This is a genomic window from Mycobacterium intracellulare ATCC 13950 (assembly GCF_000277125.1).
Taxonomy (GTDB): domain Bacteria; phylum Actinomycetota; class Actinomycetes; order Mycobacteriales; family Mycobacteriaceae; genus Mycobacterium; species Mycobacterium intracellulare.
Genome location: NC_016946.1, coordinates 825,248 through 838,604, shown reverse-complemented (window position 1 = coordinate 838,604; position 13,357 = coordinate 825,248). Strand labels below are relative to the sequence as shown.

Genomic DNA, 13,357 nt, shown 5'->3' with positions numbered 1-13,357 from the left:
GCGAGCAGACGTAAAAACCCCCGACACGCCGTGCGTGCGAGGGTTTTTACGTCCGCTCGTGGCAGGACTTAACTCAGTGACTTCGGCGGCAGGAACCGCTCGCCGTACTTGGCCGCCAGTTCCTTGGCGCGGGCCACGAACGCATCCTTGCCCGTGCCGCCGGCACCGGAGTAACCGACGATGAACTGCGCGCTACCACCGGTGTACGGCGGGAAGCCGATGCCCATGATCGAGCCGATGTTGGCGTCGGCGGTCGAGGTCAGCACGCCCTCGTCCAGACACTTCTGCGTCTCGAGCGCCTCGGCGAACAGCATGCGATCGATCATGTCCTGCAACGGAATCTCCGCGCTGCCCGACTTGAACGTCTCCTGCAGGCCGGGCCACAGGCGGGTCCGCTTGCCGTCCACGTACTCGTAGAAGCCGGCGCCCTTCAAGCGGCTGGGCCGTCCGATTTCGATCATCTTGTCGACGACGGCCTCGGCCGGGTGCGGCTCGTAGGTGCCGCCCGCGTCCTCGACGCCCTTGCGGGTGGCCGCGGCGATCTTGTGCATCAGCTCCAGGTTGAGCTCGTCGGACAGCTGCAGCGGCGGCGCCGGGTAGCCGGCCTGCGAACCGGCGTGCTCGATGCTGGCCGGGGCCACGCCCTCGCCGAGCATCGCCAGCGCCTCGTTCACGAACGTGCCGATCACGCGGCTGGTGAAAAACCCGCGGCTGTCGTTGACCACGATCGGCGTCTTGCCGATCGCCAGCGTGTAGTCGAACACCCGGGCCAGGGCCTCGTCGGAAGTCTTCTCGCCCTTGATGATTTCCACCAGCGGCATCTTGTCGACCGGCGAGAAGAAGTGGATTCCGATGAAGTCCTCCTGCCGCTTGACGCCGGTCGCCAGACCGGTGATCGGCAGGGTTGAGGTGTTCGACCCGAGCAGCGCGTTGGGTTCGACGATGTCCTCGATCTCCTGGAACACCTTGTGCTTGAGCTCCTGGTTCTCGAACACCGCCTCGATCACGAAGTCGACGCCCGCCAGGTCGGCGGGGTCGGCAGTCGGCGTGATGCGGTCCAGCAGCGCCTTGCTCTTCTCCTCGGTGGTCTTGCCACGCTGAAGTGCCTTGGCCTCAAGCTTTTCCGAGTAACCCTTGCCCTTCTGGGCGGCCTCGATATCGACGTCCTTGAGCACCACGTCGAAGCCGGCCTTGGCCGACACGTAGGCGATGCCGGCGCCCATCATGCCCGCGCCCAGCACACCGATCTTGTTGATCTTGACCGGCTCGATGCCGTCGGGGCGCGAACCGCCGCCGTTGATGTGCTGCAGGTCGAAAAAGAACGCCTGGATCATGTTCTTGGCGACCTGGCCGGTGACCAGCTGGGTGAAGTAACGGCTTTCGATGCGGCTGGCCGTGTCGAAGTCCACCTGCGCGCCCTCGACGGCCGCGTCCAGGATGGCCCGCGGCGCCGGCATCGGGGCTCCCTTGAGTTGCTTCTTGAGCAGCGCCGGGAACGACGGCAGGATGCCGGCCAGCGCGGGGCTGGACGGGGTGCCGCCGGGCATCTTGTAACCCTTTTTGTCCCAGGGCTGTTCGTGCGAATCGGGGTTGGCCTTGATCCACGCCTTGGCGGCGGGCACCAGTTCGTCGACCGAGCCGACGAGCTCGTCGACCAGGCCGATCTCCTTGGCCTTGGCCGGCTTGAAGCGGGTGCCCTGGCTCAACACCTCCATGAATGCCTTCTGGATGCCGAACATCCGCACGGTGCGGGTCACCCCGCCGCCGCCCGGCAGCAGGCCCAGCGTCACCTCGGGCAGACCCAGGACGCTGCCCTTCACGTCGGCGGCGATCCGGTGGTGGCAGGCCAGCGCGATCTCCAGGCCGCCGCCCAGTGCGGCGCCGTTGATGGCGGCCACCACCGGCTTGCCCAGGGTCTCCAGCGCACGCAGGTCGCGCTTGACCGACTCGACGGTGTCGAACGCCTCGCCGGCGTTCTCGGGGCCGAGGTTGATCATGCCCTTCAGGTCACCACCGGCGAAGAAGGTCTTCTTCGCGCTGGTGATCACCACGCCGGTGATCGAATCCTTCTCGGCGGCAAGGCGTTCGACGGCGTTGTGCATGGACTCGCTGTAATGCTCGTTCATCACGTTGGCCGACCCGGTGGGGTCGTCAAGCGTCAGGGTGACGATGCCGTCGGCGTCCTTATCCCACGCAATGGTGTTCTCTGCCATGGTCTTAAACCCTCTCGATGATGGTGGCGACACCCATGCCGCCGCCGATGCACAGCGTGATCAGGGCGCGACGCGCGTTGCGGCGCTCGAGCTCGTCGACCATGGTGCCGGTGATCATGGCGCCGGTGGCGCCCAGCGGGTGGCCCATCGCGATGGCGCCGCCGTTGACGTTGAGCTTCTCGTCGGGAATGTTGAGGTCCTTCTGGAACTTCAGCACCACCGACGCGAACGCCTCGTTGAGCTCGAACAGGTCGATGTCGTCGATCGTCAGGCCCGCGCGGTCGAGCACCTTGCGCGTGGCCGGGGTCGGGCCGGTCAGCATGATGACCGGGTCCGAGCCGCTGGTCGCCGTGGCCACGATGCGGGCCCGCGGCGTCAGGCCCTGCGACTTGCCGGCGGCCTCCGAACCGACCAGCACCAGCGCGGCGCCGTCGACGATGCCCGAGCTGTTGCCACCGGTGTGGACGTGGTTGATCTTTTCGACCCAGTGGTACTTGGTGAGCGCGACGTCGTCGAAGCCGCCCATCTCGCCGATGCCGTCGAACGCGGTCTTGAGCTTGCCCAGGCCCTCGAGCGTGGTGTCGGGGCGCATGTGCTCGTCGTGGTCGAGGATGACCAGGCCGTTCTGGTCGCGCACCGGCACGACCGACTTGGCGAAGTAGCCGCCCGACCACGCCGCGGCGGCCTTCTGCTGGCTGCGCAGCGCGTAGGCGTCGACGTCGTCGCGGGAGAAGCCCTCGATGGTGGCGATCAGGTCGGCGCCGATGCCCTGCGGCACGAAGCCGATCTGGTAGTTGGTCTCGGGGTCGGTCGCCCAGGCGCCGCCGTCGGAGCCCATCGGGACGCGGCTCATCGACTCGACGCCGCCGGCCAGCACCAGGTCGTCCCAGCCGGAACGAACCTTCTGAGCGGCGGTGTTGACGGCCTCCAGACCGGAGGCGCAGAACCGGTTGAGCTGCACACCCCCGGTGGTCTCGGGCAGGCCCGCGGCCAGCACCGCGGTGCGGGCGATGTCGCCGCCCTGGTCGCCGACCGGGGACACGACGCCGAGGATCATGTCGCTGATCAGGTTCTCGTCCAGGTCGGGGAAACGCCGCCGGAGCTCGTCGACCAGGCCGACGACCAGGTTGAGCGGCTTTACCTCGTTGAGCGAGCCGTTACGCTGCTTGCCCCGCGGTGTGCGGATGGCCTCATAAATGAAAGCTTCTTCGGACATGACGACTTCCTTGTTCGCGAATAGGGTTCGAATCCCGTCTTCAGGACTAGGTCCCGCACCACCCTAACAGCAGGCCCGGCCAACCTGTTGGTTGAGCAGGTTGGCGCTGGTCAGAGCCTCGAGCGTGACGCGACAGTCACGTTCGGCGCCGAACGTGACGGTGCAGTCACGCTGGGCGCAGGAAGTTAAGCTCGACGACCATGACGGTCTCGCGACTGCGCCCGTACGCGACCACGGTGTTCGCCGAGATGTCGGCGCTGGCTGCGCGGATCGGAGCGGTGAACCTCGGCCAGGGGTTTCCCGACGAGGACGGGCCGCCGGCCATGCTGAAGGCCGCCCAGGAGGCCATCGCCGACGGCGTCAACCAGTACCCGCCGGGGATCGGCATCGCGCCGCTGCGATACGCGATCGCCGCCCAGCGCCACCGCCAGTACGGCATCGAGTACGACCCCGACACCGAGGTGCTGGTGACGGTCGGGGCGACCGAGGCCATCGCCTCGGCGGTGATCGGCCTGATCGAACCCGGCTCGGAGGTCCTGCTCATCGAGCCGTTCTACGACTCCTACTCGCCCGTGGTGGCGATGGCCTCCGCGCGGCGGGTCGCCGTGCCGCTGGTCCCCCACGGTCGCGGCTTCGCCCTGGACGCCGACGCGCTGCGCCGGGCGGTGACGCCACGGACCCGCGCGCTGATCGTCAACTCGCCGCACAACCCGACCGGCACGGTGCTCAGCGCGGCCGAGCTGGCCACCATCGCCGAGATCGCCGTCGCGGCCGACCTGTTGGTGATCACCGATGAGGTGTACGAACACCTGGTGTTCGACGGGCGCCAACACGTGCCGCTGGCCGGCTTCGACGGCATGGCCGAGCGGACCATCACGATCTCCAGCGCGGCCAAGATGTTCAACTGCACCGGCTGGAAGATCGGATGGGCTTGCGGCCCAGCGCAACTCATCGCCGGGATGCGTGCGGCCAAACAGTATCTGAGCTATGTCGGCGGCGCGCCGTTCCAGCCGGCCGTGGCCTTGGCGCTCGAGCAGGAGGGCGCCTGGGTGGACGACCTGCGCGCCACGTTGCAGGCCAGGCGCGATCGGCTGGCCGCCGGGCTGATCGACGTCGGGTTCGAGGTGCACGACAGCGCCGGCACGTACTTCTTGTGCGCCGATCCCCGCCCGCTGGGCTACGACGACAGCGCCGCGTTCTGCGCGGCGCTACCCGAAAAGGTGGGGGTCGCCGCCATCCCGATGTCGGCCTTCTGCGACCCGGACACGGCACGCGGGCCGGCCGACGTGTGGAATCACTTGGTGCGCTTCACCTTCTGTAAACGCGACGACACGCTCGATGAGGCGATCAAGCGACTGGCCGCACTGCGCGACGCTACCTAGCCGGGCCGAAGCCCCGAGGCCCCATCACCCGCTTGCGCAAGCCCTCCAGCGCGGAGTGCAGGATCTTCTTGCGGGCCCGCGCGACCCAGAACTCCGGCAGCGGGGCCCACGGTTCGACGGTGATGGTGAACCGCACCCTCGTCCGGTCGTCGCCCAGCCGGCTCAGGTTGTACTCCCCGTGCTGGCCGTGTTGCTGGGCCGTCTTGTGGGCGTCCCACACCATCCAGTCGGGCCCCCAGTGGTATTCGAGCAGTTCGGTGTCGTGGATGCCGGTCACCGCGATCGTGACCTTCACGTGGTGCGGTCGCCCGTCGGGGTGCTTGTCGATGACCTCGACCCGCTTGTGCACCGACGACCATGACGGCACCGCGTCCATATCGGCGAGCGCCTCCATGATGACCTCCGGAGGCGCATCGATCACGATTTCCGACGATGCTTGTACAGCCACTGCTAACAAGTTAACTACAGCGCCGCGGCCGGCGAGGGCCGAAAACCACAGACGCCGGCTATTCGGGCTCCGCGGGACGGGTGCCGCGCATCACCATTTCGCGCAATCCCTTTTCCGCCCCGTCGAGGGCGCTTTCGCTGGCCCGCCGGACGATGAACGCGGGCATGGGCCGGCCCGGTTCGACGGTGATGTCGAAGCGCACTCGGGTCTGGCCGACGCCTTCGGGTTTGAGGTTGTATTCGACGTGCTGACCGTGCTGCTGGGAGGTTCCTTTGGCGTCGTAGCAGACCCAGTCCGGGCCCCAGTGATATTCCAGGATCTCCTTGTCGACGAGCCCCAGGATCTTGATGGTGGTCTTGACGTGGTGGGGCCGGCCGTCGGGATACCGGTCGATCACCTCGATGTTCTTGTGCAGCGGTGACCAGGACGAGAGGACGCCGACATCTGTCAGCGCCTCCATGACCACTTCTGGCGGCGCGTTGACGACAAATTCGCGAGATGCTTTTACGGCCACTGGGATCAAATTTAGCAACGCCGGCCCGGGCATGGATCGGTTCGTCGTAATCGATGGCCTACCAGTTGATTTCGTCAAGCGGTGTCGTCGCCGCCGGGGGTGGCTCGACCGGCCCGGTGGGTGTTCGCGAAAAGCGCGGGGCGGGTGCGGCCTGGTCGACGCCGTGGGCGGTGATGACGGTGGACCGCGTCCGCAGGTGGTCGTCGGTCGCGGCTTCGGTCCATGTCAGCACCGGGGTGACGCACGCATCGGTGCCGGCGAACGTGCGCGCCCATTCGTCGCGGGTTCGGCTCGCGAACCGTTTCGTGAAGATCTCGCGCATCCGTGGGTAGGAATCCTTGTCGAGCTGGCCGGGCACGTCCTCGGGTGACAGGCCGAGCCCGGCGAGCAACGCCGCGAAGAATTGCGGCTCGATGGCGCCGACGGCCACGTATCCTCCGTCGGCGGTCTCGTAGCAGCCGTAGAACGGGGCGCCGCCGTCGAGCAGGAAGGATTGGCGTCGGTCGCGCAGTGCGCCAGTGGACTTCATCGTCCACATCATCTGGGCCAACAGACTCACCCCGTCGACCATCGCCGCGTCGATGACCTGACCCTTGCCCGACCGTTCCCGTTCGTAGAGGGCGACGGCGATGCCGAACACCACCAGCATCGAGCCGCCACCGAAGTCGGCGACCAGGTTCAGCGGCGGAATCGGCGGACGGTCGGCGTAGCCGAGCGCCGAGAGCGCGCCGGTCTGCGACAGGTAGTTGATGTCGTGACCCGCCGTGCGCGCCAGCGGCCCGTCCTGCCCCCAGCCGGTGATCCGCGCGAAGATCAGGCGCGGATTGGCCGCCGCGCAGTCGTCGGGACCGATTCCGAGCCGCTCGCACGTGCCGGGGCGAAAGCAGTCCAGCAACACGTCGGCCTTGGCGGTCAGCTCGAGCAGGGCCTGCGGTTGCGTCTTGACGTCGAGGTCGACGATCCGCTTGCCGCGATGCAACAAGTCCCGGCCCTCGGCCGGCATTTCGAGGCCGCCCGACGGCCGCCGCACCCGCACCACGTCGGCGCCCAGGTCCGCCAGCAGCATTCCCGCGTGCGGCCCCGGTCCGATGCCGCCGAGTTCGATGACCCGCACCCCGGCCAGCGGGCCGCCGCCCACCGTGACTACTTGCCCTTCTTGACCGTGAGCACCCGCTCGCGCAGGGCCTTGGTGGCGGAGTCGATCGTCCCCTTCACGGCACGCTTCAGCACGAAGCCGGGCAGCGGCACGTTCGGGTCCGCCAGCAGCTCGAACTTCACCAGGGTCTTGTCGCCCTGCGGTATCAGGGTGTACTTCCCGTCCTGCGCCTTCTGCTGCGAGGAACTCACCAGCGTCCAACTCACGGCGTTGTCCGCCCAGGTGTAGGCGACCACCTGTTCGTCGGTGATCCCGGCGACCTTGACCCTCATCCTGACTTGGCGGGGCCGCCCGTCGTCGCCGGTCTCGAGGACCTCCGCGCTCTGGTGCGGTTCCGACCATTCGGGCATCGATTCGAAATCGGCGATGACGTCCAGAATCTCCTCGGGACTGGCTTCGATCACGATGTCGCGGGATTCTTTGAGTGCCATGGCCCGCACGATACTGGCCCGGCGTCCCGCCCGGAATGGATTCGGCCGAGCGTACCGTCGTGCCTGTGACTGATGCCGCGACCGATCCCGCTTACACCGTCGGTGACTACCTGTTGGACCGTCTCGCCGAACTCGGCGTGTCCGAGATCTTCGGCGTTCCCGGTGATTACAACCTGGAGTTCCTCGACCACATCATCGCCCACCCCAGCCTGCGCTGGGTCGGCAACGCCAACGAGCTGAACGCCGGCTACGCCGCCGACGGGTATGGACGGCTGCGCGGAATGTCGGCGTTGGTAACGACATTCGGCGTCGGTGAGCTGTCCGCGGCCAACGCGATCGCGGGCAGTTACGCCGAGCAGGTGCCCGTCGTGCACATCGTCGGCGGCCCGTCCAAGGACGCGCAGGGCACCCGCCGGGCGCTGCACCACTCCCTCGGCGACGGGGACTTCGAACACTTCTTCCGGGTCAGCCGCGAAATCACCTGCGCCCAGGCCAATCTCATGCCCGCAACGGCCCGCCGGGAGATCGACCGGGTGCTGTGCGAGGTGCGCGAGCAGAAGCGACCCGGATACATCCTGCTGTCCACCGACGTGGCCCGCTTCCCCACCGAGCCGCCCGAAGCTCCGCTGCCCCGCTACAGCGGCGGCACCAGCCCGCGCGCGCTGGCGATGTTCGTCGAGGCCGCGACCGAGCTCATCGGCGGCCGCCGGTTGACCGTCCTCGCCGACCTGCTGGTCCACCGCCTGCAGGCGATCAAAGAACTCGAGGCGTTGTTGGCCGCGGACGTCGTGCCGCACGCCACGCTGATGTGGGGGAAGAGCCTGCTCGACGAGAGCTCACCGAATTTCCTGGGGATCTACGCGGGATCGGCCAGCGCGCCGGCGGTGCGCACCGCGATCGAAGAGGCACCCGTGCTGGTCACCGCCGGGGTGGTGTTCACCGACATGGTGAGCGGCTTCTTCAGCCAGCGGATCGACCCGGCCCGGACCATCGACGTCGGGCAATACCAAAGCAGCGTCGCCGGAGAAGTCTTCGCGCCGTTGGAGATGGGCGCCGCGCTCGAGGCGCTGGCCACCATCCTGGCCCGTCGCGGGACCGCGTCGCCACCGGTGGCGTCGCCGCCGGCCGCACCGCTCCCGCCGCCCCCGCCCCGCGATCAACCCCTGACCCAAAAAATGCTGTGGGATCGGGTTTGCCGGGCCCTCACACCGGGCAACGTGGTGCTGGCCGACCAGGGCACCTCCTTCTACGGCATGGCCGATCACCGGCTGCCGCACGGTGTCACCTTCATCGGCCAACCTCTTTGGGGCTCAATCGGTTACACGTTGCCCGCCGCGCTGGGGGCCGCCGTCGCGCATCCCGACCGCCGCACGGTGTTGCTGATCGGGGACGGCGCCGCGCAACTGACCGTCCAGGAGCTCGGCACCTTCTCACGCGAGGGGCTCTCCCCCGTCATCGTGGTGGTCAACAACGACGGCTACACCGTCGAGCGCGCCATCCACGGCGAGACAGCGCCCTACAACGACATCGTCAGTTGGAAGTGGACGGACGTCCCGCACGCGCTGGGCGTCACCGACCACCTGGCGTTCCGGGTCCAGACCTACGGGGAGCTCGACGACGCGCTGACCGCCGCCGCCGAACACAAAGACCGCATGGTTTTCGTCGAGGTGGTGCTGCCGCGGCTCGAGATTCCCCACCTGCTGGTCGAACTCGTGCAACCGACGTCACCGGACGGCAGTCCGCGCCGCTGAAGTTCTAGCGCGGATTCGGCGTCCGCTCCGGGGACGATGATCGCAGGATGGCTTGCACCGTCCGCCGGCAGCGACCGCAGTCGGTGCCCGCTCCGCACGCCTGGGCGACTTCGTTGGTGGTCGACGCCCCGCACTCGACGGCCTCGGTCACGGTCTGGCTGGTGACCCCGTTACACAGGCACACGAACACCGGCGAACCTCAGTCCGCCTCGATGCGCATCATGTCGGAGAACCGGCCGACGAACAGCGGGGGGTAGGCGCCGATGCCCGCTCCCGACATCCACTGCGCCGCGGCGTCCGGGTGGTCGATCCACTCTCGCGCGCGTTCTTCGTCGGGGAACTCCTGCAGGATCAGCACCTCGTGGTCGTCGTCGAAAGCCTGGAACACCCAGGTCTTTCGGATGCCGGCCGTGGTGAACCTGTCGATCGCCGTGCTGACTTCGGAGGTCAGCAGGGTCACGTCGTTGACCGACGCGATGGCGGCCACCACGACGCCCGGCGCTGCCGGGGTTTGCGGCGGCTGGGCAATGAACCGGTCGATGATCTCGCCGGCGAACACCGCGGGGATGTCGTCGACACCGGCTTCGTCGAACCAATCGAAGAAGACCCGCGAGCGCAGCAGCTCGACGATCGGCTCACGGCTGTGGACCCCGATCATCACCAGGACCCGGCCGTAGTCGTGGGTCGAGGTGTAGACGAGCACGTGGTGCGCGCCGATGTCGGCCAGGGCCGCCTTGTTGCGTTCCAGCAGCGGCCATACTCGCGACGGATCGGGGACGCGGTAGTCCGACGCGATCACCATCGAATGAATATCGCCGTTATTCATCGAAGTTGGTCCTTCATCACTTTCCCCGTCGCGTTGAGTGGGAGTGAATCAAGGAACTGTACCGCGCGCGGCACCTTGAACCCGGCCATGCGGTCGCGGCACCAGCCGATCAATTCGTCGGCGCTGACCTCGCCCTTGCGGACCACGAACGCCTTGCCCACCTGGCCCATCCGTTCGTCGGGGATACCGATGACGGCGGCCTGCGCGACGGCGGGGTGGTTGAGCAGGAAACCTTCGATCTCGGCGGGATAGGCGTTGAAGCCGCCGACGATGAACATGTCCTTCTTGCGGCCGACGATGCGCAGCCGCCCGGCGTCGTCGAAACTTCCCAGGTCCCCGGTGTGCAGCCACCCCTCGGCGTCGATCGCCTGGGCCGTGGCGGCCGGGTCGTCGAGGTAGCCCTGCATGACGCCGTAGCCGCGGACCACCACTTCGCCGTCGTCGGCGATGCGCACCTCGACTCCGTCGCAGGGTAGGCCGGCGGTGGTGGCGACATCCTCGAAGGAATCCCCGGGCCGCGACAGCGTCACGTTGCCGGCCTCGGTGAGTCCGTAGCCGGTCATCAACGTCTCGAACGGCAGTTCGCCGTGGATGCGACGGACGAGTTCGACCGGGATGTCGGCGGCGCCGGTCACCGCCGCCCGCAGCGTCGACAGCTTGGACTTGTCGCCGACGCTCAGCAATGAGTGGTACAGCGTCGGCGGCCCCGGAAGCATCGTGATGCGTTCGCGTTCAATGAGTTCCACCACGGTGTCGATGTCGAAGACCGCGACCGGCAGCATCGTCGCGCCGCGCAGAAAGGACGTCACCAGCCCCGCCTTCAAGCCGAACGTGTGGAAGTACGGGTTGATCTGCAGGTAGCGATCGCCCTCGCGCAGATCCGCAAGCGTCGCCCACTCCTCGTACATCCGCAGCGTTTGGCCGTGGTTCAGCATCGCCCCCTTGGGGCGGCCCGTTGTGCCCGAGGTGAAGATGATGTCGGAGATGTCGGTGCCGCTGACCGGCCGCTCGAAGGGCGAACCGCTGGACAAGAAGTCGGACTTCAGATCGATGACCGGTGTCCCGGCCGGCGCGGTGTAATCCTGGTCCAGAAAGCCCTTTTGGACCAGGACGGCCTTCACCTTGCTGCGGACGATGATGTCGCCGGCTTCCTCGGTCTTGAACCGGGTGTTGACCGGGACAAGCACGCCGCCGGCCGTGAGCAACCCGAACGCCGCGATGATCCACTCGGCCGAATTGGGCGCCCAGATCGCGACCCGGTCGCCCTTGTCGATGCCGAGTTCCGCGAAAGCGCCTGCGGCACAGCGTATCCGCTCGACGACTTCGGTGAAGGTGAGGCGCAGCGGACCGTCGACGACTGCTTCCGCGTCGCCGAAGCGGTCCGCCGCGCTCAAGACCATCTCGGGGATGGTCCGCCACTCAGGCTCGATTGGTCAGCTCCTCCTCATCGCGCTGCGCGCTCTGCATCGTCGCCGACCGGGGCTCGATTGGTCAGCTCCTCCTCATCGCGCTGCGCGCTCTGCATCGTCGCCGACCGGGGCTCGATTGGCCGGCTCCTCCTCATCGCGCTGCGCGCTCTGCATCGTCGCCGACCGGGGCTCGATTGGCCGGCTCCTCCTCATCGCGCTGCGCGCTCTGCATCGTCGCCGACCGGGCCTCACACCGTGACGAGTCGACCGAGGTTGCCGCCCATGATCTTTGCCTGGTCTTCAGTGGACAGGTGCGACAGCGCCTCGATGTAATAGGTCGGCTCCGCCAGCCCCTCCGGGTGCGGCCAGTCCGACCCGTAGAGCACCTGGTCCACACCGACCAGGTTGACCAGATCGTCGATGCCGTCCTCGAAGAACGGGCTGACGTGAATCCGGCTCTTGACCATCTCGACCGGGTCGCTCGGGAACGCCTCCGGGGCCTTGCGGAAGACCTCCGCCAGGCCGTCCAGCAGCGGGGTCATCCACTTCGAGCCGGCCTCGACGATCGCGACCTTCAGCTTGGGATGCCGGTAGAGCGCGCCGTGAATCACCCACGACCCCACCGAGTCCTGGATCGGCCGCCACTCGTTGAGGATGCCCATCGCGTTGGTCTGGAACGGCAGCATCTCCTGGTCGGCGCCGTCCCACTCGGAGGTGTACCGGGAGTAGCCGCTGTCGGACGAGTGCATGCCGACCAGCACGTCGTGCTCGACGACCCGCTCCCAGAACGGGTCGAACTCGGGCACCGCGAACGACCGCGGACCACGGAAGCCGGGGACCGGAGCCGGGCGGATGAGGATGGCGCGAGCGCCACGCTTGACCGCCCACTCCAGCTCCTCGATCGCCTTCTCGACGATCGGCAACGTGATGACGGGTGTGGTGAAGATTCGGTTCTGGTAGTTGAAGCCCCAGACCTCGTCCAGCCACTGGTTCAGCGCGTGCACCAGGACGTGGATGGCGACCGGGTCGTCACGCAGACGCTCCTCCAGGAGGCTGGCCAACGTCGGGAACATCAGCGTCTTGTCCAGGCCCAGCTCGTTCATCGTCTCCAGGCGCGGGCCGGGCTCGAAGAACGCCGGGATGGCGCGCATCGGCTCGCCGAACAGCTCACGCTTGCTCTTGCCGTCCGGGTTGCCGTACTTGAAGTACTCCTCCCAGGCGCCCGGCCGGGCGACGACCTCGAAGGTCGGGTTGGGAATGTAGTTGCTGATCTGGCCGCGGATGGCGATCTTGGTGCGACCGTTGACCTGCACGTACTGGACGTAGTCCTTGTACTCCTTAGGCAGGAACTTGGTCAGCGCCTCCGGCGGCTCGTAGAGGTGGTTATCCGCGTCGAAGATCGGGAACGGAACGTCCACCTTGTGGGACAACTGGCCCATGGAATCCTCCTTCTTGATTTGTGAGAATACTATTCTCTACAGGTGCCCAACCGCAACGTGTGGGCCCCGCCGAGCCCGGTTCGGCGCGATGTCAGCACGTCACGACGATTTTGAACGTGGCGGCGGCGGGTTCACTGGGTTTGTCGGTCTGGTAGCCGTTGGCGGTGCCGCTGACGGTGAATTTGTCGCCGGTCATGCTCATGTCGGCGTTGCCGTCGCCGCCCTGCGAGTACATCCCGCTGAACCCACCCACGTTCCGGATGCGCACGGACTGGGTCGTCGCCGGCTGCGCGTTCTCGTCGACGACGACCTTGGCGCCGGAGAATTCGCTGCCGATGTCGATCATCCGAGTCCACTGCACCTGACCACACTTGACGATGTGGAAGGTTCGATCGTGACCGTTCACGGTCACTGATGCCGTGCTGGAGATGTGGGTCGGTGGATGCGAAGTGCATGCCCCGAGCAAGGCAGCGGTGAGGACCGCGCCGGCGGCCACTGTTCGGTTCCGCACCGAGTCACCTCCATCCTCCCAGCGAAAATTCTTTTGCCTGCAGCGATGATGTTATTCTCGC

At 67.2% G+C, this 13,357-nt stretch carries 13 protein-coding genes; 2 read left to right on the top strand and 11 right to left on the bottom strand.

All coding sequences use genetic code 11. From position 1 onward, the window contains the following. Positions 1 to 68 precede the first annotated feature (68 nt). Together OCU_RS29210 and OCU_RS29205 are read right to left on the bottom strand one after the other, a co-directional pair. Entirely contained in the window at positions 69 to 2,213 is a 2,145-nt protein-coding gene (locus OCU_RS29210; RefSeq protein ID WP_014379220.1) for a 3-hydroxyacyl-CoA dehydrogenase NAD-binding domain-containing protein, read from the bottom strand. A 4-nt stretch (positions 2,214 to 2,217) separates the two neighbouring features. Beyond that, positions 2,218 to 3,429 carry an acetyl-CoA C-acetyltransferase gene (locus tag OCU_RS29205; RefSeq protein ID WP_009951789.1) on the bottom strand — a complete coding sequence of 404 codons (1,212 nt, stop codon included), beginning with the start codon at positions 3,427 to 3,429 and terminating at the stop codon, positions 2,218 to 2,220. A 200-nt stretch (positions 3,430 to 3,629) separates the two neighbouring features. Here OCU_RS29205 and OCU_RS29200 point away from each other — a divergent pair, with 200 nt between their 5' ends. Continuing rightward, on the top strand, positions 3,630 to 4,811 hold the full coding sequence (locus OCU_RS29200; RefSeq protein ID WP_014379219.1) for a pyridoxal phosphate-dependent aminotransferase: 1,182 nt from the start codon (positions 3,630 to 3,632) through the stop codon (positions 4,809 to 4,811). On the opposite strand, the gene OCU_RS29195 is transcribed toward OCU_RS29200, so the two are convergent. From OCU_RS29195 to OCU_RS29180, 4 genes are read right to left on the bottom strand one after another with little or no spacing between them, the layout of a single operon-like run. Further along, a complete protein-coding gene (locus OCU_RS29195) occupies positions 4,804 to 5,259 on the bottom strand; it encodes an SRPBCC family protein (RefSeq protein ID WP_026071396.1) in 456 nt (151 codons plus the stop codon). The genes OCU_RS29200 and OCU_RS29195 overlap by 8 nt on opposite strands. A gap of 58 nt (positions 5,260 to 5,317) precedes the next feature. After that, on the bottom strand, positions 5,318 to 5,773 hold the full coding sequence (locus OCU_RS29190; RefSeq protein WP_014379218.1) for an SRPBCC family protein: 456 nt from the start codon (positions 5,771 to 5,773) through the stop codon (positions 5,318 to 5,320). A 58-nt stretch (positions 5,774 to 5,831) separates the two neighbouring features. Continuing rightward, entirely contained in the window at positions 5,832 to 6,911 is a 1,080-nt protein-coding gene (locus OCU_RS29185; protein WP_014379217.1) for a CaiB/BaiF CoA transferase family protein, read from the bottom strand. A 5-nt stretch (positions 6,912 to 6,916) separates the two neighbouring features. After that, on the bottom strand, positions 6,917 to 7,360 hold the full coding sequence (locus tag OCU_RS29180; RefSeq protein ID WP_009951796.1) for an SRPBCC family protein: 444 nt from the start codon (positions 7,358 to 7,360) through the stop codon (positions 6,917 to 6,919). Positions 7,361 to 7,395: 35 nt separating this feature from the next. Here OCU_RS29180 and OCU_RS29175 point away from each other — a divergent pair, with 35 nt between their 5' ends. Beyond that, positions 7,396 to 9,111 carry an alpha-keto acid decarboxylase family protein gene (locus OCU_RS29175; RefSeq protein ID WP_014379216.1) on the top strand — a complete coding sequence of 572 codons (1,716 nt, stop codon included), beginning with the start codon at positions 7,396 to 7,398 and terminating at the stop codon, positions 9,109 to 9,111. Between the two features lie 4 nt (positions 9,112 to 9,115). Here OCU_RS29175 and OCU_RS29170 read toward each other — a convergent pair whose 3' ends face one another. The 5 genes from OCU_RS29170 to OCU_RS29150 form a co-directional block, all read right to left on the bottom strand. After that, positions 9,116 to 9,301: a (2Fe-2S)-binding protein gene (locus OCU_RS29170; RefSeq protein ID WP_008253794.1), complete on the bottom strand. Its 186-nt coding sequence runs from the start codon at positions 9,299 to 9,301 to the stop codon at positions 9,116 to 9,118. Between the two features lie 9 nt (positions 9,302 to 9,310). Further along, the gene (locus tag OCU_RS29165; RefSeq protein WP_014379215.1) at positions 9,311 to 9,937 is read right to left on the bottom strand and encodes a hypothetical protein; all 627 of its coding nucleotides are present in this window, start codon (positions 9,935 to 9,937) and stop codon (positions 9,311 to 9,313) included. Then, positions 9,934 to 11,337, bottom strand: coding sequence for a FadD3 family acyl-CoA ligase (locus tag OCU_RS29160; RefSeq protein WP_014379214.1), 1,404 nt, complete (start codon positions 11,335 to 11,337; stop codon positions 9,934 to 9,936). The genes OCU_RS29165 and OCU_RS29160 overlap by 4 nt, the downstream gene beginning before the upstream one ends. A 257-nt stretch (positions 11,338 to 11,594) precedes the next feature. Beyond that, entirely contained in the window at positions 11,595 to 12,785 is a 1,191-nt protein-coding gene (locus tag OCU_RS29155) for an amidohydrolase family protein (RefSeq protein WP_009951843.1), read from the bottom strand. A 91-nt stretch (positions 12,786 to 12,876) separates the two neighbouring features. Further along, a complete protein-coding gene (locus tag OCU_RS29150) occupies positions 12,877 to 13,296 on the bottom strand; it encodes a lipoprotein LpqH (RefSeq protein WP_026071394.1) in 420 nt (139 codons plus the stop codon). Between the last annotated feature and the right edge of the window lie 61 nt (positions 13,297 to 13,357).